General features: G+C 49.0%; 20 protein-coding genes. All 20 read left to right on the top strand.

Features of this window, described 5'->3' with window-relative positions; translation table 11 throughout:
* Window positions 1–64: 64 nt before the first annotated feature.
* Entirely contained in the window at window positions 65–727 is a 663-nt protein-coding gene (locus AB4124_RS28680) for a septum site-determining protein MinC (protein WP_076323131.1), read from the top strand.
* A 3-nt stretch (window positions 728–730) separates the two neighbouring features.
* The gene (gene minD / locus AB4124_RS28675) at window positions 731–1,525 is read left to right on the top strand and encodes a septum site-determining protein MinD (protein ID WP_009594006.1); all 795 of its coding nucleotides are present in this window, start codon (window positions 731–733) and stop codon (window positions 1,523–1,525) included.
* Between the two features lie 167 nt (window positions 1,526–1,692).
* On the top strand, window positions 1,693–2,598 hold the full coding sequence (locus AB4124_RS28670) for a peptidoglycan DD-metalloendopeptidase family protein (RefSeq protein WP_430111238.1): 906 nt from the start codon (window positions 1,693–1,695) through the stop codon (window positions 2,596–2,598).
* Window positions 2,591–3,454 carry a M50 family metallopeptidase gene (locus tag AB4124_RS28665; protein WP_441974959.1) on the top strand — a complete coding sequence of 288 codons (864 nt, stop codon included), beginning with the start codon at window positions 2,591–2,593 and terminating at the stop codon, window positions 3,452–3,454. The genes AB4124_RS28670 and AB4124_RS28665 overlap by 8 nt, the downstream gene beginning before the upstream one ends.
* Before the next feature lie 118 nt (window positions 3,455–3,572).
* A complete protein-coding gene (locus AB4124_RS28660) occupies window positions 3,573–4,808 on the top strand; it encodes an Rne/Rng family ribonuclease (protein ID WP_441974958.1) in 1,236 nt (411 codons plus the stop codon).
* 161 nt (window positions 4,809–4,969) lie between these two features.
* Complete coding sequence (gene rplU, locus AB4124_RS28655; RefSeq protein ID WP_006208810.1) at window positions 4,970–5,281, top strand: 50S ribosomal protein L21; 312 nt, start codon at window positions 4,970–4,972, stop codon at window positions 5,279–5,281.
* A gap of 13 nt (window positions 5,282–5,294) precedes the next feature.
* Window positions 5,295–5,627 (top strand): ribosomal-processing cysteine protease Prp, encoded by a 333-nt coding sequence (locus tag AB4124_RS28650; protein ID WP_076323135.1) that lies wholly within the window; start codon window positions 5,295–5,297, stop codon window positions 5,625–5,627.
* Between the two features lie 17 nt (window positions 5,628–5,644).
* Window positions 5,645–5,956 carry a 50S ribosomal protein L27 gene (rpmA, locus tag AB4124_RS28645; protein WP_015734021.1) on the top strand — a complete coding sequence of 104 codons (312 nt, stop codon included), beginning with the start codon at window positions 5,645–5,647 and terminating at the stop codon, window positions 5,954–5,956.
* Window positions 5,957–6,125: 169 nt separating this feature from the next.
* Window positions 6,126–6,866: a Spo0B domain-containing protein gene (locus AB4124_RS28640; protein WP_441974957.1), complete on the top strand. Its 741-nt coding sequence runs from the start codon at window positions 6,126–6,128 to the stop codon at window positions 6,864–6,866.
* Window positions 6,867–6,879: 13 nt separating this feature from the next.
* Window positions 6,880–8,190: a GTPase ObgE gene (gene obgE, locus AB4124_RS28635; RefSeq protein WP_430111230.1), complete on the top strand. Its 1,311-nt coding sequence runs from the start codon at window positions 6,880–6,882 to the stop codon at window positions 8,188–8,190.
* A 287-nt stretch (window positions 8,191–8,477) separates the two neighbouring features.
* A complete protein-coding gene (locus tag AB4124_RS28630; protein WP_441974956.1) occupies window positions 8,478–9,785 on the top strand; it encodes an SPFH domain-containing protein in 1,308 nt (435 codons plus the stop codon).
* 20 nt (window positions 9,786–9,805) lie between these two features.
* Window positions 9,806–10,564 (top strand): hypothetical protein, encoded by a 759-nt coding sequence (locus AB4124_RS28625; protein ID WP_430111227.1) that lies wholly within the window; start codon window positions 9,806–9,808, stop codon window positions 10,562–10,564.
* Between the two features lie 24 nt (window positions 10,565–10,588).
* Window positions 10,589–11,341: a hypothetical protein gene (locus AB4124_RS28620; protein ID WP_441974955.1), complete on the top strand. Its 753-nt coding sequence runs from the start codon at window positions 10,589–10,591 to the stop codon at window positions 11,339–11,341.
* A gap of 276 nt (window positions 11,342–11,617) precedes the next feature.
* Window positions 11,618–12,055: an ACT domain-containing protein gene (locus AB4124_RS28615; protein ID WP_063478870.1), complete on the top strand. Its 438-nt coding sequence runs from the start codon at window positions 11,618–11,620 to the stop codon at window positions 12,053–12,055.
* 53 nt (window positions 12,056–12,108) lie between these two features.
* A complete protein-coding gene (locus AB4124_RS28610; protein WP_441974954.1) occupies window positions 12,109–13,395 on the top strand; it encodes a homoserine dehydrogenase in 1,287 nt (428 codons plus the stop codon).
* A 61-nt stretch (window positions 13,396–13,456) separates the two neighbouring features.
* Window positions 13,457–14,530: a threonine synthase gene (gene thrC / locus AB4124_RS28605; protein WP_076323143.1), complete on the top strand. Its 1,074-nt coding sequence runs from the start codon at window positions 13,457–13,459 to the stop codon at window positions 14,528–14,530.
* Window positions 14,527–15,495: a homoserine kinase gene (gene thrB / locus AB4124_RS28600; protein WP_441974953.1), complete on the top strand. Its 969-nt coding sequence runs from the start codon at window positions 14,527–14,529 to the stop codon at window positions 15,493–15,495. Before thrC ends, thrB begins: the two co-directional genes overlap by 4 nt.
* Entirely contained in the window at window positions 15,492–16,379 is an 888-nt protein-coding gene (gene pheA, locus AB4124_RS28595) for a prephenate dehydratase (protein ID WP_076323145.1), read from the top strand. The genes thrB and pheA overlap by 4 nt, the downstream gene beginning before the upstream one ends.
* The gene (gene ilvE, locus AB4124_RS28590) at window positions 16,380–17,264 is read left to right on the top strand and encodes a branched-chain-amino-acid transaminase (protein WP_441974952.1); all 885 of its coding nucleotides are present in this window, start codon (window positions 16,380–16,382) and stop codon (window positions 17,262–17,264) included. It abuts the gene before it with no gap.
* A gap of 163 nt (window positions 17,265–17,427) precedes the next feature.
* On the top strand, window positions 17,428–19,161 hold the full coding sequence (locus tag AB4124_RS28585; RefSeq protein WP_441974951.1) for a LysM peptidoglycan-binding domain-containing protein: 1,734 nt from the start codon (window positions 17,428–17,430) through the stop codon (window positions 19,159–19,161).
* Window positions 19,162–19,662: the final 501 nt, after the last annotated feature.

The following is a 19,662-nucleotide window of genomic DNA, read 5'->3' as shown; positions in this document are numbered from 1 at the left end:
TACTAGACTAGCAGGAACTTGAAGGTTTGAGCGCGAAATGTATAGGGATGGGAGGGACAGGCTTATGGCTGTAAAATCCAATCATGTAACGATTAAGGGCATCAAAGATGGCCTGGTATTCCTGCTTGATGACCAGTGCGAGCTGGAGGAGTTGCTCGACGAGCTGCGCTATAAGCTGGAGCACAGTCATCAGAATATTTTGACCGGGCCTATCATTCATGTGGATGTGAAGCTGGGTTCCCGGAAAATTTCCGAAGAAGAGAAGCAGACGATTCTTGACATATTGAAGCAAAAGGGCAACCTGCTGATACGTAATGTGGAGTCGCCGCCGCTTGAGTCCGAGCTCATTCCAGAGGAGAAGCTTACACTGAAGACGGGAATGGTGCGTTCTGGACAGGTGCTGCATCATGACGGCGATCTCTTGTTCCTCGGCGATGTGAATCCCGGCGGGACCATAACGTGTACTGGCGATATCTACATATTGGGAGCTCTGCGTGGAACCGCGCACGCCGGTGTAGAGGGCAACGAGGAAGCGATTATAGCGGCTTCGTATTTTGCCCCTACCCAGCTCCGTATCTCCCAGATGATCAGCAGACCGCCGGATGAATGGGAGACGCGGGAAACGGTCATGGAGTTTGCGTATTTGAAGGACGGAAGCATGGAGATCGATAAGATCAGCAACATCTCACGTTTGGGTCGGGATTTTAATGTGTTTAAAGGGGTGTAGAACATGGGAGAGGCAATCGTCGTAACTTCAGGTAAAGGCGGAGTCGGTAAAACGACGACATCAGCGAACATCGGCACAGCTTTGGCACTGCTCGGTAAAAAAGTGTGTCTGGTTGATACGGACATCGGTCTTCGTAATTTGGATGTCGTGATGGGCCTGGAAAACCGGATAATATACGATTTGTGCGACGTTGCAGAAGGGCGATGCCGACTTAACCAGGCGCTAATCAAGGATAAGCGCTTTGATGAGCTGTATATGCTTCCTGCAGCCCAGACCAAAGACAAGAATGCCGTTTCTCCGGAGCAGGTGAAAGATATCGTACTTGAATTGAAAAAAGAATTCGAATACGTCATTATCGATTGTCCGGCTGGAATCGAGCAAGGATTTAAGAATGCCATTGCCGGTGCAGATAAAGCGATTGTGGTTACAACGCCCGAGAATGCGGCCGTGCGGGACGCAGATCGGATTATCGGCCTGCTGGAGAGCTCGCATGTCGAGTCTCCGAAGCTCGTTGTGAACCGGATTCGCCCGAACATGGTGAAATCCGGCGACATGCTGGAGATTGAAGATGTGCTGCAGGTGCTGAATATTGATCTGATCGGTATCGTGCCAGATGATGAAATGGTCATTAAAGCGGCCAACATCGGGGAGCCTACGGTGATGAATCCGGACTCCCAGGCAGCCATCGCCTATAGAAACATCGCCCGTCGTATCCTGGGTGACACCGTTCCTCTGATGCAAATCCATCAGAAAAAAGGAATGTTCACCAAATTCAAAAAGTTTTTTGGAATGGGTTAAGGGATTAACACGAACCGGTGCCGGAAGGCATCGGTTTTTTGTTTACTTCATCGACGCTGTTTTGATCTGCATACGTTCCGCTAGCTTCTTCAATAGGGCTTGTTCTAAATATCTTTCATCTCCTCATAGGATAGAGTAAGAAAACAAGCCCCAAGGGGGAAAGAACAATGGACATCAAAACTTCAGTTAAGAACCGAAGAGAAGCCCGCATTCGCGAGCTGCTGGAAGGGGAACAGTCTCAGGCACCGCATGATAAGTCGTCATGGACGCCCGTTCCCGAGAGGAAGCTTGCCAATCTCAATCTTCACAAGACAGGCTTTGTACAGGATCACAGAGCGAACCCATCCCCTCGCGCAGACAGGGAACCGGACCCCGAGCAGCTTTGGAAGCAAGGGCACCGCGGTTGGTATGGTACGCTGGATCCCGGTGATCCAGGGGAACCTCCAAGAAAAGCTTCGTTTCTGTCGGGCTTGGTGCGCCGCGTAATCGTCAGTGCGCTGGTGTTTGGGTTGGCATGGGGGGTATTTTCGTTTCAGCAGCCGTGGGCTCTTCGTACACAAGCTTTTATTGTTGAGGGACTGAGCCATGAGATGGATTTTCAGGCAGCTCAAGTATGGTACGAGGAGCACTTTGGAAGCGCGCCTTCCTTTATTCCGATTTTTGGACAAACTGACGAGCACTCGACGAAGGTAAATGCCGGGACTACTTTAGTTCCTCCGCTTTCCGGAAAGGTGGTCCAATCCTTTGCTGTGGATCTTAAAGGCATTGTTTTGGAAGCCGGAGGGGGTTCTTTAGCAGACCGGGCGGTTAAGAGTATAGAGACTGGACGCGTGCTTGAGGTTAAAGATCATCCTGAGAATGGGATCACCATTCTCATACAGCATACAGGAGAGAGAACGGCGATATACAGCAGGCTGGCAGAAACGGGACTTAAGGTAAACGATTGGGTCCAAGGTGGAGATATTATCGGCACATTGGCGTCTTCAGGTACAGGCAGCCCGCCCGCCCTTTATTTCGAACTGAAAGAGGGGAATCGTGGTGTCGATCCGGCGGAAGTGATTCCGTTTGATTAAGTTTAAGGGAACGGTATTGTCGCTGCATCCTCTCTTTGTTATTGTCATGCTGGCCTCTGTATTCACCGGTCACTTTTTAGAATTGCTGACCCTGTTTATTATCGTGTTTATTCATGAATTGGGACACGCCGCCGCAGCGGCAGCGATGGGGTTCAAGGTACGAGCCATTCAGATGCTGCCGTTCGGCGGCGTTGCTGTCATTGAAGATGACGGCAGAATGACCGCGATGAAGGAAATCATCATTGCGGTTGCAGGTCCGCTGCAAAATGTCATCATGATTGGAATTACCCTGGTGTGCAGATGGGCGGGGTGGGGAGACGAGCAGCTGTTATCTTATATCATTCAGGGGAATCTCATCATTGCGCTGTTTAACCTTCTCCCGATTCTGCCACTGGATGGCGGCAAAGTGCTGCAAGCTCTTATGAGCCTGCTCGCCCCATATCATGCGACCTTGCTGTGGGCTTCCCGCGCCGGCATTTTGTGCAGCTTGATCATGATCGGATATGGCTTGCAGCCGTTATTCTTTGGCGGCGGTATCCGTTTAAATGTGCTGATGATCGGTCTCTTTTTAGCGTATTCCAATTTTGAAGACTATCGGAATGTGCATTACCGGTTCTTACGATTTTTGGTTAATCGGAGCGAGATTTATGAAGGAAATTTGGATGGACTCGGTCCTGCCCAGCCAATCGTTGCAGATTCTTCGAAACCTTTGGATGATATCATGCGTCTATTTAAACGAGAGAAGTATCATCTCATTTATGTCATGAGCGGACGAGGCAGCCTGCTTGCCGTCGTTCCGGAGCAGCATGTGATCTCTTCTTATTTTGCATCAAATGGTCCGCCCTGGTATGCGTAAATCGTAAACACCATGAGGAAGACGCAGGGCGGGCCATGATTCTTTATCCATTCATATCATCTGAGATTGTGTTAGGATAAAAAAATAGAATATCGTCTTCCATTTGAGGGGTGAAGCCATGAGGCAAATGATAGTTCATTGTGAACATGAGACCATTCAGATGGCCCTCATCGAAGATGGGAGGTTAGCAGAATTCGCCGTTGAGCGGAGTCGTGAGGAAAGTGTAGTCGGTAGTTTTTATAAGGGCAGGGTCGTTAATGTGCTGCCGGGCATGCAGGCGGCTTTTGTAGATATCGGGCTGAAGAAGAATGCATTTCTATATATTGATGATGTGCTCCATCCTCATTTAGAGAAGCAGCCCAAGCAGAAGCCGTCCATATCGGAGCTGCTAACAGTTGGCCAGGAATTGATCGTGCAGGTGATGAAGGAACCGAGAGGTGGCAAGGGGGCGCGGGTCACTACCCATTTCTCGCTTCCTGGTAGATGCATGGTGTACATGCCTACTGCGGATTATGTTGCCGTCTCCAAGAAAATTGGACGTGATGCGGAAAGAGCAAGGCTCAAGAGTATCGGCGATCAGCTCCGCACAGACGAAGAGGGGATCATTATCCGCACGGTATCGGAGGACGAGCCTTTAGAATTTCTTAAGGGAGATCTTGAATATCTGCGGAAAGAGTGGGCGCGAATTCTCGACAAGGGCGAATCTTCTCCTGCTCCAACGCTTCTGCATCGTGATCTAGGTATGCTGCAGCGTTTTCTCCGCGATGCTTTTGATCCACTTCATGACGAACTTGTGATCGACAGCAAGCTTAAAGGCGAGGAAACCAAGAGCTATCTGAGGGAAACCGTTCCTGGTATAGAGCCAAAGGTTACATATTACTCGGAAGGAAGTCCGATTTTTCATGCTTACGGGTTGGACGAGCAGATGAGAGCCGGCTTTGCAAGGAAAATCACGCTTCCCGAGGGTATAACCATCGTTGTAGATCAGACGGAGGCCATGACCATCATGGACGTGAATACAGCCAAATATATCGGTGGCAATAATTTCGAGGAAACGGTGCTGAAGACAAATCTTATGGCGGCGCAGCAGATTGCAAGAATCTTGCGGCTCTGGGATATCGGAGGCATTATCATCGTTGATTTCATCGATATGGATCGTGAAGAGTATCGGGAGCAGATTGTTTCTGCCATGGAGGCTGTGATGCGCAAGGACCGTACCAAGAGCTTTGTGGTGGGTTGGACCAAGCTGGGACTGCTGGAAATGACCCGCAAAAAAGCTAGAGAAAGCTCTTCGCTCCCATTTGCCAAGCCCTGCGGGGCTTGTGGGGGCAGAGGCGTTGTTATCGAACAATGATGTTGACGGTGAACATGGGATATGATATTATCATTGGGTATGTGTCTAGTGATGAATTGCTGCACATGCTGTAACCGCTCCGGTTGGGTTAGCAAGGACGTTCCTGCTTAGGACGGACACCTTAAACTAGGCGAGTCTGAGACATAGGGAGGTGCAAGCAAATGTACGCTATTATCGAAACAGGTGGTAAACAATACAAAGTTCAAGAGGGCGACGTATTGTTCATCGAGAAGCTGACTGCAGGTGACGGCGAGAGCGTGACTTTCGACCGTGTACTGGCCGTATCCAAAGAGGACGGTTTGGTAGCAGGTACGCCGGTTGTTTCCGGTGCAACTGTAACTGCGAAGGTAGAGAAGCACGGTAAAGGCCGTAAGGTCGTTGTATACAAATACAAGCCGAAGAAGAACTACCACAAGAAGCAAGGTCATCGTCAACCTTACACTAAAGTAACCATCGAGAAAATCCAAGCGTAAGTAGGTGCGGTAATTGATTACTGTGCAAGTACTGCGCGGGGGAGATGGACGGATCCATAGCTTTAAGGTTACGGGGCACGCGGGATATGCCAATCCTGGAGAAGATATTGTATGTGCTGGAGTTTCCAGCATTACAGTGGGAACGGTCAATTCCATTGAAGCGTTAACCGGAACTGTTATGGAGACCCGGATGAAGGGCGGCTTTCTTAGCGCGAATCTTCCGCCGACGGCAGACGATTCCGTCTCGGGACAAGTTCAACTGCTTCTCGAATCCATGGTTGTTATGTTACAGGGAATTGCCGATTCATACGGCAAGTATATAAGAATACAAGAATTGACTACTTGAAGAAGGAGGTAGACAACATGTTGAAATTGGATCTTCAGTTATTCGCATCGAAAAAAGGTGTAGGTTCCACAAAGAACGGTCGCGATAGCGAATCGAAACGTCTTGGTGTGAAACGTGCGGACGGTCAAGCAGTGACTGGCGGCAGCATCTTGGTTCGCCAACGCGGAACGAAAATTCATCCAGGCACGAACGTAGGTATCGGTAAAGACGATACTTTGTTTGCGAAAGTTGACGGCGTTGTGAAATTTGAACGTTGGGGTCGTGATCGCAAGAAAGTGAGCGTCTACCCGGTTGATGTCGCTCCAGTAGCGGCTGCAGTAGAAGCTTAATCGTTTCTTATGCTGCATACAGAAGAAGCCTTTCGGCATCGTTGCCGGGGCTTCTTTTTTTGTAAATTGCGCAAAGATCATCATCCAGGGGATGAACCGTCCTGAAAGTCTATGATATACTGGGATTTGGTGAATGTAACCAATTGCTGTTGAAAGACGAGGAGAAGCGATGAAATCCTGGAAATGGATAGCAGCTGGGGCGGGGTTAACCTCCGTAATACCCGTAGCATGGATGGTATGGAAACCGACTTTGGCTGCAGGAGCAGTGTTGACGGTTTGGGCTGTCACTGCGTCTGTCTGCGGTGCATGGCTTGTCCGAAAATCGGACGAGCGTAGACAGCAAGCCATCGTTCGGAATATGGAGTCGACGGCGATTCAGATGCTGAATCACCATCGTCATGATTGGATGAATGAGCTTCAAATTTTGTACGGCTACATTCAACTTGGAAAGCTTGATAAAACAGTGGGTTCTGTGGAAAGAATAAAGGACAGGATGGCGACGGAGAGCAGAATCTCTAAGCTAGGCATTCCTTCGCTGGTTTTTTATTTACATTCATACCGTACGTACAGCAACAATCTGCAGCTCGAAGTTGAAGTTGTGGACCAGGTACAACTGGAAGACAAAGTATCGCCACAAACGGCGGAGTCTTTTACCGAAGCAATCATTCAAACGGTGAGAGCTTTTCAATTGAGCGGAAAAGCGTCCTGGGGGGATACCCGGCATTTAACATTAACATTTATGCAGCAAGAACAAGAGCTGATGGTATGCGCACAAGGAGAAGGATCCTTTGGTGACCCGGACAGCTTGAAGCTTCAGATTGAACAATCCGTAAAAGGCGAAGGCATTCGGGTGGAGCAGACGGAGCCGGGGGAGACCTCGTATCGTTTGTATTTGCCGTTTGTGACTTGAGGAAGGTGATTTCATGTTTGTAGATAAGGCAAAAGTATATGTAAAAGGCGGAGACGGCGGAGATGGTCTCATTGCGTTCCGTCGAGAGAAATACGTTCCTGAAGGCGGACCTGCCGGCGGTGACGGCGGTAAGGGCGGCGACGTGATTTTCCGGGTGGACGAAGGACTGCGCACGTTGATGGATTTCCGTTACCAGAAGCATTTTAAGGCCAAGCGTGGGGAAAAAGGCCGCAATAAAAGTCAGCATGGCGCCAATGCGGATAGCATGATTGTCCGTATCCCGCCGGGTACCATCTTAATGGATGACGATACCGGTGAGGTGATTGGGGATTTGACCCGGCACGGTCAACAGGTTGTTGTTGCCAGAGGAGGCCGTGGAGGGCGTGGAAATATCCGCTTTGCTACGCCGAACAATCCGGCACCTGAACTTGCCGAGAACGGTGAGGAAGGCGAAGAGCGTTACGTAACCCTGGAACTTAAAGTGATGGCTGATGTAGGTCTCGTCGGGTTCCCAAGCGTAGGCAAATCAACCTTGTTATCCGTTGTATCTGCGGCTCAGCCGAAGATCGGCGCATACCACTTTACGACCATAACACCGAATTTGGGAATGGTTGAGGTTGGAGACGGTCGCAATTTCGTAATGGCTGACTTGCCTGGTCTGATTGAGGGTGCGCATGAAGGCGTGGGACTTGGTCACGAATTCCTCCGGCACGTGGAAAGAACACGCGTCATTATCCATGTTGTGGATATGGCAGGCACGGAAGGAAGGGATCCGTTTGAGGACTGGGAAAAAATCAATGATGAAATCAGGCTTTACAACCCGATTCTGGTCGATCGGCCGCAAATCGTAGCCGCTAATAAAATGGATATGCCGGAGGCGGAAGAGTATTTGGCAGCCTTCAAAGAGAAGGTGAAGGAAATCCGTCCGGACATCGAGGTCATGCCGATTTCCTCGCTGACCCGACAAGGTATCCAGGAACTTCTTTATCGCACGATCGATGTGCTCGAAAGTATTCCGGATGAGCCAGCGATTGAAGAAGTATCCGAGGTTTCCGAGCGTAAGGTGTATAAATTCAAAGCGCAAAACGACAACTCCTTCACCGTCACTAGGGATAATGAGATGTATGTGGTGCATAGCGAGCGAATTGAGCGGATGCTGAAACGGATGCAGATGAATTCACATGATGCGATTCTGAAGCTTGCAAGAACAATGCGTCATATGGGCATTGATGAAGAACTCCGGAAACGGGGCGCGACAGAAGGCACCATTGTACGGATTGGCGATTTCGAATTCGAATTTGTTGAAGGCAGCAGCTACTATTAATGCGTAAAAAGTACGTTTTGAAGAAAAATACCGCAAAGTCTGTATAACAGCAGGCTTGGCGGTATTTTTTTTATGAACGAACTTGTATCTCTATGAATCGATAACTCGTAAACATGAACAGTGATTTATGGCATCTGCCTGTGAAACTGTTTCGATATGTCTTTTTCCATTTAGGTTTCCAAATTTTGCATCCACATATCGGGTAAATCGTATACAATAGTAGTACAATAGTCCTTTTCCATAGACAATCAGGATGGAAGGAACGGCGTAAAAAGGAGAGTAGAACTATGGCTATTATTGAAGTTGTAAAATACGAAGGGCCGCCGGATGTGTTTGCATGGCGTTATCCGAATCAGGAGTTAGGGACTTGGACCCAGCTCATTGTTCATGAGACACAGGAGGCAATCCTGTATAAGGGCGGTCAGGCCCTGGACTCCTTCTCAGCGGGGCGGCATACGCTGAGCACAGCGAATATACCGATTTTATCCAATGTGATCAATCTTCCATTCGGTGGGAAGTCTCCCTTTACGGCAGAAGTCTGGTTTGTGAATAAACTTCGTTCACTGGACGTGAAATGGGGGACCAACTCGCCGATCCAGCTGCAAGATCCGAAATACAATATTATCGTATCGGTCCGGGCTTTTGGCCAATTCGGCGTACAGATCAGCGATCCGCGAAAGTTTCTGGCGACCATGGTCGGTACGCTGCAAACTTTTGACCAGGGCACCCTGATTAAATATTATCGCGGCGTACTGATGTCCAATATTACGGAAATCATATCCTCCTATATCGTTCGCAAAAAAATCAGCGTTGTGGAGATCAATGCTTACATAGCGGAAATATCGAAGCATATCATGGAGGCGATTGCGCCTTCATTTGAAGAGATAGGGATCACTCTGCTGAATTTCTATGTAGATTCCATCAACATACCGGAGAATGACCCTGCAACTGTTCGAATCAAGGAGGCGCTAGCGAAGAAAGCGGAGATGGACATCATCGGATATACCTATCATCAGGAAAGAACCTTTAATACGCTTGAGGGGGCAGCGAAGAATCCCGGCAGCCCGGCAGCGGTCATGGGGACCGGGCTGGGCATGGGGCTTGGGATGGTCGGCCCGATGTACGAGACCGCCCGGCATATGTTTGAGAGTTCAAAGGAACTAGAGAAGGATGATATGCCAATCAACCAGAAGGCATGTACCAAGTGCGGAACACGGAACGGGGAAGAAGCCCGATTCTGTTCGGGATGCGGCCAATCGCTTCAGGCGCAAGCCGAGCAAGAGCCAGCGAAAACTGTCCGGTGCAACGATTGCGGGCAGCCTCTACCTCCGAATGCCAAGTTTTGTCTTCACTGCGGAGACCCTTACCATGCATGCCCTAAGTGTGGTCATGACCATCCTGCCGGTGCTGTTGAATGTCCGGAGTGCGGTGCACCGCTGCCTATGCCTTGCCGGGCATGCGGTGAATTGGTGGATGCGGAAGCCAAGTTTTGCCCGCACTGCGGGTCGAGCCATGAACTTACATGTCCTGGGTGTCATCATGAGATCAAACCGGGCCAGAAGTTCTGCATGGAGTGCGGTCATAAATTGATGTGAAGTGAAAGCGGGGGAATAGAGTGAACACAAGGACCACAAGTCGAAACAGATTATGGCTGGCTGCCGTAGCGCTTCCGGTCGTAACCATCCTTCTGTTCGGATTGATCAGTGGGATCGTTCAGCTGAATGCTTGGATATCGGGCATAGCCCTCGGATGCGCCGAGGCGGCCATTCTCGTATTTATCGGTTTTGTCATGCACCAGCGCAAAGCGGCTTCGTCAGGAGCACCCTTTCATATTGCTTCAGGCGTTATTATAGGGATCTATACAATCTCCGTCTTGCTGGAGGTTATTCTGCTGGGATATTTATTTAAGCTGCCTGAATCTTCGTATTTGATGATTCATCTGATAACCTTCCTGGGGTTTTCGGTTGTTCTAGGACTGATAGCTTTGGCGGGAAAATATGCAGGAGCTCATGAATGGAAGGAAAGTGATCATCTTTCGGTTAAGAAAGAGACGGTGGCTTGGATCGGGGGAATCCGGAGAAAACTAGGGGAGATGCCAGGAGAAAACATTCATTTGTTAGACCGGCAAATGGCCGAGCTTGAGGAAACGCTTCGGTATAGCGATCCAATCACACACACCTCATTATATGAAGTGGAGCATATGATCCAGCAAAAAATCGCGATGTTGGAGGACCAAGTGGCACTGATCGGGGAAACACAAGCGGAACAACGTGATGAGCTGGTAGAGCAAACCGTTCACATCATCTGCGATATCCTTAGAACGGTACAGGATCGCAACACGGAACTTCTGAAAGCAAAGGCGGGATCAACCTAATGCAGATGATAGAGGGGATAGAAAATGGAAGCTTCTGATCTCAAGCGCTTTAAACAGAAATTCACAGGCATCGATTATTCCATTATTGCGCTAGCGGTTCTGTTTTTTCCGCTGGCCATTGTGCTGACAGCTGTTCGGGTCCTTGTCACCCATCGCCATAATCACTGTAAGGGACGAAACAATCGGCTCTTCGGGTGGGTTTTGGTCATCACCTATGGAATCTTTGAATTGCTTATGATTCTGGCGACTATTGATGATAAAGATGTCGATGGCCTCTATTCGGCTTCCATCGTTTGGGGCGTTATTATACTGGTTCCAGCTATCATCATGCTGTTGATTGCCAAAAAAGAAGACAAGAAATTCAACAGTTTGCTGCAATTTTATTCGAATGCCATTATGAAAAGAGGGCTCGTCCAGATTGAATATATCGCTCGTGAGGCAAGACAAACGCCGGCACATGCCGTCCGGGATATCACGTTCATGTTTGAACGGCGTATGCTGCCTAACGGAAAGCTCGACAATGGAGTCGTCATCATCCCGTCCTTGCAGAGGAGAACCCAATCCCCATTCCAAGGGGAATTTGTTTCGCGCAGCGGACAGAGAATGCAGTATTCACTGGGAGAAGTTGCGGCTGAACCAGCGCCATTAACCCGAAACGAAGCGACGCCCGATCCAGGACCGAAGTCTGTGGAATGTTCCAACTGCGGTGCAAGGACTGTGATTTCACCCCAAGAGGAAAAAGAGTGCGAGTACTGCGGCACGATCATTGTTGCTTAGATTTTACGCGGAGCGTTTGATCTCAAATCTTAAACATGGTTGTTTCATCGGCAGTTTCCGCATACCGGAGACTGCTTTTTCTTACGCATCATTTACAATTTTGACGTGAATATCGATGTGTTCCGAATCGAATTGCGATATAGTATAGGCTATAGAGTTGACATAAGAAATATCGGGATATCTAAAAAAACTGGACACTTATGTATTGCCCTTACTTGGTATATCCAGTATAATGTCCACTATACGAATACAGTAGTCTTTGAGGAGAGGACGTTTGTGAAGGAACGCTACTATTTGGTCCGGGAAGACATCCTTCCCGAGGCTGTGGTTAAGACGATGCAAGTGAAAAAATTGCTGGCGTCGGGAGACGTTAGGACGGTCCATGAAGCCGTTGAGCAAGTTGGGCTTAGCCGAAGCGCTTTTTATAAGTACAAGGATGGAATCCATCCTATCAATCAACTGGAACGAGATGAAATCGTAACGATTTCTATCGATATGGAACATCGCTCCGGGATGCTATCCGAAGTGCTGGGGCTGGTAGCGGGTGAAGGCGGGAATGTATTAACCATTCATCAGAGCATTCCACTGCAGGGTATCGCCAATGTCGTGATTTCCGTCGAAGTATCCCGGCTTAATGAGGAACTGGATGATCTGCTCGACGGATTGAGACGAATAACCGGAGTAAGAAGAGTGCAGATGATAGGCCAGGGTTAAGTTATGACGAATAAATAGATATCTATGCGATGGGATACAGGAGGTATGTATTAATGAAACCGGTCAAAGTAGGACTTTTGGGATTAGGAACCGTAGGAACAGGGGTTGTCCGCATCGTTGAGGGGCATCAGGAGGATTTGAGCAGCCAGGTCGGTTCGCCGATTTCGATAGAACGCATCGCTGTCAAACATTTGGAGAAGTACCGCAGTATCAATGTGGACCAGAATAAACTGACGGAAGATCCATGGGCGGTCATCCGCGATCCTGAGATTGATGTCATCGTTGAAGTGATGGGCGGGATTGAGCAGACGAAAACCTATATCCTCGAAGCGCTTGAGCGCGGCAAGCATATCGTTACCGCGAATAAGGATCTGATGGCTCTCCATGGTGCCGAAATATTAGCCAAGGCACAAGAGAAGCAGTGCGACGTGTTCTACGAGGCAAGCGTTGCTGGCGGTATTCCTATTATCCGCACGTTGATTGAAGGCTTCTCCTCGGATCGAATCATGAAAATCATGGGGATCGTGAACGGTACAACCAACTTCATTTTGACCAAGATGAGCCAAGAAGGGGCATCGTATGAGGATGTCCTGGCTGAAGCTCAGGAGCTCGGTTATGCAGAAGCCGATCCGACCTCCGATGTGGAAGGCTTGGACGCGGCCCGCAAAATGGCGATACTAGGGGCACTCGGCTTCCGCACGAACGTTGAGCTCCAGGATGTAACCGTTAAGGGAATCTCGCAAGTGACCAAAGAAGATATCGCCTATGCGAAGCGTTTGGGCTACGAGATGAAGCTTCTGGGTATAGCGGAGCGTCAGGACGATGAGTTCAGCATCGCTGTTCAGCCTACGATGGTTCGAAAAGGACATCCTATCGCGGCCGTGAATGGGGTATTTAACGCGGTTTATGTATACGGAGAAGCTGTAGGTGAAACGATGTTTTACGGAGCCGGCGCCGGCGAGATGCCAACCGCTACATCCGTTGTTGCAGACTTGGTTGCGGTCATCAAGAATCTGAAGCTCGGCGTCAACGGGCTCAAAGCCATCGTTCCTTACAAACCGAAGAAACTCAAAACCGATGAGCAGATCATGTACAAGAACTTCATTTTGCTTCATGTCGACGATAAAGCAGGTGTACTTGCCCAAATTACGCAGGTGTTCGCCGAATATAACGTAAGCCTGGAATCGGTTGTTCAGCAGCCGAACGAGCATAATCCGGACGCAGAGATTATTATCGTCACGCACAATGCGAGCAAAGCCAATATGGATGAAGTGTTGAATCATTTTGAAGGCCTGGAAGTCATCCGCCGGATTAAAAGTGTTTACCGAGTTGAAGGATAAGGGATTAGAACTCATTAAATACCCGATATAATTTTTTCATAAGAAAAGGAGAACATGAGAGATGCCGTATGAAGGATTGCTTCAAACCTACAGAGAATATTTGCCGGTGAATGAGCGTACTCCGCTTCTAACGCTTAAGGAAGGGAACACACCCTTGATCAAAGCCGTGAATCTATCCGAAGAGCTCGGAATTGATCTGCATTTCAAATTTGAAGGACTTAATCCAACGGGTTCATTTAAAGACCGCGGGATGGTGATGGCCGTAGCGAAAGCAATGGAAGAGGGAAGCCGTACTATTATGTGCGCTTCCACGGGTAATACTTCTGCAGCAGCTGCTGCTTATGCCGCTCGTGGCGGATTAAATTGTATCGTTATCATTCCGAACAATAATATTGCGCTGGGCAAGCTCGCCCAGGCGATGATCTACGGAGCGAAGGTTATTGCGATTGAGGGCAATTTTGACCGCGCGCTGGAAATCGTGCGCGAGATTACGGCGAAGCATCCGATTGCGCTTGTGAACTCCGTGAATCCTTATCGAATCGAAGGCCAGAAGACGGCTGCATTCGAAGTCGTAGACCAGTTAGGGAAAGCTCCGGACGTGCTGGCGATTCCGGTCGGCAATGCGGGGAACATCTCCGCTTACTGGAAAGGATTTAAAGAGTACCACGCGGCGGGCAAATCATCTTCACTACCGAAAATGCTAGGATTTGAAGCGGAAGGTGCTATGGCGATCGTGAAGGGAGAGCCTATTGCGAATCCGGAAACGGTAGCGACTGCCATCCGTATCGGGAACCCGGCCAGCTGGAAAACCGCGGTTGCCGCCGCAGAGGAATCCGGTGGACAGATTAACTACGTAACGGATGAAGAAATTTTGGAAGCATACCGCAAAATTGCATCGCGTGAGGGCATTTTTGCCGAGCCAGGATCGGCTGCCTCCATCGCAGGCGTTTATAAAATGAAGCGAGAAGGATATTTTAAAGGTGGAGAGTCCGTTGTCTGTGTGCTGACAGGGCATGGGCTCAAGGATCCGAATATCGCCATTTCTACCGTGAACGCCGAACCGCTCGTCGTATCGGATACGGAATCAGCCGTAATGGATGCTATTGCTAAGCTTGAAGGAGCTGCACGGGTATGAGTTTGTCTCAAGGTGTCCGGGTGAAGGTTCCGGCCAGTACGGCTAATTTGGGACCTGGATTCGATACACTCGGCATGGCATTGTCTTTATATTCCTGGATCGAGATGAAGGCGTCGGAGCGGACCGTATTCCATCTTCATGGTGATGAGATGGGAGGTCTGCCGACGGATAAGAGCAACCTGATCTACAAGGTGGCTCAGATGGTTTTTGAAGAAGCGGGACAGGCTGTTCCTGATCTGGAGATTTCCATGTACTCCGAAATTCCGCTTACCCGCGGTCTTGGCAGCAGTGCATCGGCGATTGTAGGGGCGCTGGCGGCTGCCAATGCGCTGATCGGTTCGCCGCTGCCCGATTCCAAGCTTTTTGACATGGCGACGGATCTTGAGAAGCACCCGGATAATGTAGGGGCTTCTTTATTTGGAGGGATTATTACGGCGGTATGGGACGGAGCCCATGCGGATTATATACGAATTCAACCTCCAGCAGACCTCGGAACGCTCGTGGTTATTCCCGATTTCGAGTTGGCTACATCCAAAGCAAGGGAAGCGCTGCCCGCCCAGGTCAGTTTAGCAGATGCTGTATATAATATTAGTCGATCCTCCTTGATGACCGCGGCTCTTTCGGCAGGCAGACTGGACTTGATTCGGGCTGCAATGCAAGATCGGATTCACCAACCCTATCGGGTTCCGCTTGTGCCAGGGATGACCAAGATTTTGACCGAAGCGACAAGCCACGGAGCGCTCGGTGTTGCGCTAAGCGGAGCGGGCCCGACGATGATTGCGTTGGTGGATCGGAACGATTCACGGGTAGAAGAATTGAGCGCGTATTTAATGGAGACGATGAAGGCAGAAGGAATCTCGTCTTCGTGCTACCAATTGAATCCAGTTGCGGAAGGCGTCCAGCTCTTGGATGATATAAACAATAGATCCTTTTTGGATATGATTAGAGGGGAAGTTACCGCATGAAAAAAATAGCCTTGTTGCCCTCAGGATCGGTATCTCATGAAGCGATACTTTATCTCCTTAACGGTGAGCCGGTGGAGTTTGTCCACCATAAACTGATCTCTGATGTATTTATGTCTACAGTAGAAGGACAAAGCGATTACAGCGTGATCCCGATTGAGAATACCATCGAAGGCTCCGTGAGCCTTCATATGGATTGGTTGGTCAATGAGGTGGATCTGCCGATGCAGGTAGAGTGGGTCTATCCTTCCATTCAAAACCTGATCGGAAATGCTGCCGAGTTCCGTTCAAATGACGGTACGATGGATTACAGTAAAATCACAAAAATTTGGTCCCACCAAGTAGCAACGGCCCAGTGCCGTCAGTTCCTTGCGAAGGCCGCACCACAGGCTGAGTTGGAGCAAGTAGGCAGCACGTCTGAAGGGGTTAAGATCGTAAAGGAAAATCCCGGCCAGGGATGGGCGGCGATCGGCACTTCACTTGGGGCAGCCACTCACGGATTAAACCTGCTTGCCGAGCGTATTACCGACCATGATAACAATTACACCCGGTTTGTCTTGATCGGACGCGAGCCGATTTCAGTCAACCGTTCGCCGGAGCATATCAAGACCAGCATTCTCGTGACCCTCCCAGAGGATGTGCCGGGAGCGCTGCATCAGGTGCTTTCTGCTTTTGCTTGGCGGCGCCTGAACCTGTCGCGGATCGAATCCCGTCCGACGAAGAAGAAACTCGGTAATTACTATTTTTATATCGATGTCATGGCCGCAGCGGATTCCGTTCTATTGCTCGCCGCCATGGGAGAGATTGAAGCGCTGGGATGTTTGGTTCGTGTGCTGGGTACTTATCCGGGCTATGCGTACGAGAGTGAGAAAATGGAGGTTAAGTAAATGTCAGAGCAATGGATCCATCTGGATGGAGAATTCGTCACAAAAGAGAATGCAAAAGTATCCGTTTTTGATCATGGATTTTTGTACGGAGACGGCATATTCGAAGGCATTCGGATATATAACGGCAACATCTTTAAGTGCAAGGAACACTTGGATCGGCTGTACGATTCCGCCAAGTCCATCGATTTAGTCATCCCACTGGCATATGATGAGCTGCTGGAGGCTACGGCCGAAACGATTCGGCGCAACGATATGCGAAACGGGTACATCCGTATCGTAGTATCCCGAGGTGCAGGCAATCTGGGTCTGGATCCGCGTCGCTGCCCTAAACCAACGGTGTTGATCATTGTGGAACAGCTGGCGATCTACTCTGAAGAAGCCTATCTGAACGGTTTGAAGGCCGTATCAGTAGCCCAGCGCCGTAACATTCCGGATGCGCTCAATCCGAAAATCAAGTCTCTGAACTATTTGAACAATATTCTTGTGAAGATACAATCCAACTTTGCGGGAGCGGATGAAGCAATCATGATGAACGCACAAGGATATGTGACGGAAGGCTCCGGGGACAATATTTTTATCGTGAAAAACGGCGTGGTCACCACGCCACCGTGCTACCTTGGTGCGCTTGAAGGCATTACACGTCAGGCGATTATTGATTTGTGCGATAAACTCGGCATTAAATTGAAGGAAGAGCCTTTCAGCATGCATGACGTATATATTGCAGACGAGGTATTTTTTACAGGAACCGCCGCCGAGGTCATCGCCGCTCGCGAAATTGACGGACGGATGATCGGAAAAGGGCAGGCTGGTCCAATTACGCTTCAATTGCTCGAGGAATTCCGCAAAATTGTGGATCAAGACGGTTATAAAGTGTGGGAATCCTAACGTTTTTGGACAGCTAAATAAACGACTTAAACAATCCTTTCATGTCGATGAAAGGATTTTTTTTGCCCAGAGGGATGTCAATCGCCTATTCCGTGCATAGGATGTAGTAACGAAAGCGGGCGAATTACATGACGCCTAGAAGAGTGTAGGAGGTTTTAGCGGCGTGAAGATACACATCGTCAAGGAAGGCGACACCCTATATGAGCTGTCCAAAAAATACGACGTTCCTTTAGCGAAAATCATCGATGCCAATCCACAGCTGGTGGATCCGAATAAGCTCGATGTCGGTGCCAAAATCAAATTACCGACAGAGCCTGTTCCGGTACCAGGCGGCAGCCAACCCATTATCCATAAGCATACGGTAAAGCAGGGGGACTCCCTCTGGAAACTGTCGAAGGCATGGGGCGTAACCTTGAAGGAAATCATTGATGCCAACCCGCAGCTTAAAAATCCGAATGCACTGCTGGTGGGAGAGGTCGTGAACATCCCTTCATCAGGCGTATATTCGGAGTCGGGCGCAGATGACTGGGGTTCGATGAGCAGTGGCAGTGGTTCGAACCCGGGCAAGAAGAAGCCGGGCAGCAAGGATTACACAGGAGTAAAGGAAGAAATCACAGCGCCGATCGAGCAGCCTCCGGTTGTTCCGGAAGTTAAGGAGCCCGAGCCGCCGATTTTGCCGAAACTTCCTGAGATTTCGCCTTTCCCCGAGGAGCCTAAGAAATTCGAACCGGAGTACAAACCGGAGATTTTACCTGAAATCAAGATGCCGGTCATCCTGCCGGAAGTCAAGAAACCAGAGATCCTGCCAGAAGTAAAGAAACCGGATGTCATGCCTGATTTTAAAAAGCCTGCAATCATGCCTGAATTCAAACCTGAATTCAAACCTGAATTCAAACCTGAATTCAAACCTGAATATAAACCAGAGTACAAACCAGATTTTAAACCGCCATATAAGTCAATAGAACCTGAGTATACGTACCCTGTTAAAACCATGCCGTTACCTCACCCAATCCATCCCATGGCCGAACCATGTCCGCCATTTGCGGAGATGCCACTTCATATGATGCCGCATCCGTGTCCGGAGTTTCCTTTTCAAGAAGCGCCTGCATTTATGATGCCTCCATACGGTGGTTTTCATGAAGGGCCATGTGGTTGCCATGAACCTAAACATTGGCATGGTTCCGATTACGGCACAGCCGTTCATCCGTATCACCATATACCGCAGGAAGCGATGCCCGTTTCCTATAATGAAGGCTGGGGAAATGCAGCTTCAGGATATCCGGGTGTTTCTGAACAGCCAATGAGCTTGGAATATTCCCAGTTCTCGATCACGGAATCGTATACAGGGAATATGGGTTCCGATTACCATCCATATCCTGAGCATCATCATACAGCGCCGACATATGGTTATGTCCCGTCTCCTTGCGGATGCCACGGGGGAGAAGTTAGTCCGCACTATGACATGCCGCAACACGGGCATTATCAGCATGCACCGGACATGGCGGTACCGTATCAACCTTGGCAGGGTGGAATGGACTACAATGCTAGGCCATACGGATATCCGTCCGAACTCATGGGAACTCAAGGAGCATATCCTCCATTTGTAAATCCATATGAACAGAACTGGTATGATCGGCAAAATGACCAGCAGCTCGATTCGGCATTCAATCCGTCGGCTCCATTCGAAGCAAAGCAACCCAATATGTCGATCAGCAGTGACGTTGAGAATGATACGGAACCATCCGTATCGAGAGATACCGCCATTGAAGAGAATGCTAAGGAAAGAGCCAAAGTCCATCGTCAGCAAGCTAATAAAACAAGAACTGCAGCCAAGAAATCACGCAAGCCTCAAGTCTCATCAAAAGGCAAGCGCCACAATCCCTGGATCAAGGGTTAAGACATCATCAATGAATGCCTAGTTATAGTTAAACAAAAGGGACCTCATCTTGGTCCCTTTTGTATGCTCGTCAACATACTGTCTATGAATCTACTGTAATGAAATACTGCTAACAGCTATTTATAAAGGAATTAACATTTGGAAGAAATTATGTATTGCTATCGGGTTGAGAAATATGATACATTATAAATCCAGTCGCGATAAGCAAGATTGCGATGGGATAGAGGTCAACCGAAAGTAATGAAGCATTTAAGAAGAACTTAAAAAACTTCCTAAAAAAACCTCTTGCATTATCGAAACAAACATGATATATTATAAGAGTTGCTGGTGCGAACGAGATTCGCTGGTAACGAAGAAGTTGATCTTTGAAAACTGAACAACGAGTGAGTAAAACGGACCACTTAGGTGGAACGTTGAAATAGAGAATTGAACAAATTCTCGTCAGTTAAGAAATGAGCAAGTCAAACACTTTATTGGAGAGTTTGATCCTGGCTCAGGACG

Source organism: Paenibacillus sp. 2KB_20 (genome assembly GCF_052115765.1).
In the GTDB taxonomy this organism is placed as follows: domain Bacteria; phylum Bacillota; class Bacilli; order Paenibacillales; family Paenibacillaceae; genus Paenibacillus_AQ.
This window is presented reverse-complemented; position numbering and strand designations above follow the sequence as displayed.

Bases quoted from the DNA above. Each gene is read 5' to 3' on its own strand.
- AB4124_RS28680 (WP_076323131.1), top strand. From the start codon at position 65: ATGGCTGTAAAATCCAATCATGTAACGATTAAGGGCATCAAAGATGGC.
- minD (WP_009594006.1), top strand. From the start codon at position 731: ATGGGAGAGGCAATCGTCGTAACTTCAGGTAAAGGCGGAGTCGGTAAA.
- AB4124_RS28670 (WP_430111238.1), top strand. From the start codon at position 1,693: ATGGACATCAAAACTTCAGTTAAGAACCGAAGAGAAGCCCGCATTCGC.
- AB4124_RS28660 (WP_441974958.1), top strand. From the start codon at position 3,573: ATGAGGCAAATGATAGTTCATTGTGAACATGAGACCATTCAGATGGCC.
- rplU (WP_006208810.1), top strand. From the start codon at position 4,970: ATGTACGCTATTATCGAAACAGGTGGTAAACAATACAAAGTTCAAGAG.
- rpmA (WP_015734021.1), top strand. From the start codon at position 5,645: ATGTTGAAATTGGATCTTCAGTTATTCGCATCGAAAAAAGGTGTAGGT.
- AB4124_RS28640 (WP_441974957.1), top strand. From the start codon at position 6,126: ATGAAATCCTGGAAATGGATAGCAGCTGGGGCGGGGTTAACCTCCGTA.
- obgE (WP_430111230.1), top strand. From the start codon at position 6,880: ATGTTTGTAGATAAGGCAAAAGTATATGTAAAAGGCGGAGACGGCGGA.
- AB4124_RS28630 (WP_441974956.1), top strand. From the start codon at position 8,478: ATGGCTATTATTGAAGTTGTAAAATACGAAGGGCCGCCGGATGTGTTT.
- AB4124_RS28620 (WP_441974955.1), top strand. From the start codon at position 10,589: ATGGAAGCTTCTGATCTCAAGCGCTTTAAACAGAAATTCACAGGCATC.
- AB4124_RS28610 (WP_441974954.1), top strand. From the start codon at position 12,109: ATGAAACCGGTCAAAGTAGGACTTTTGGGATTAGGAACCGTAGGAACA.
- thrC (WP_076323143.1), top strand. From the start codon at position 13,457: ATGCCGTATGAAGGATTGCTTCAAACCTACAGAGAATATTTGCCGGTG.
- thrB (WP_441974953.1), top strand. From the start codon at position 14,527: ATGAGTTTGTCTCAAGGTGTCCGGGTGAAGGTTCCGGCCAGTACGGCT.
- pheA (WP_076323145.1), top strand. From the start codon at position 15,492: ATGAAAAAAATAGCCTTGTTGCCCTCAGGATCGGTATCTCATGAAGCG.
- ilvE (WP_441974952.1), top strand. From the start codon at position 16,380: ATGTCAGAGCAATGGATCCATCTGGATGGAGAATTCGTCACAAAAGAG.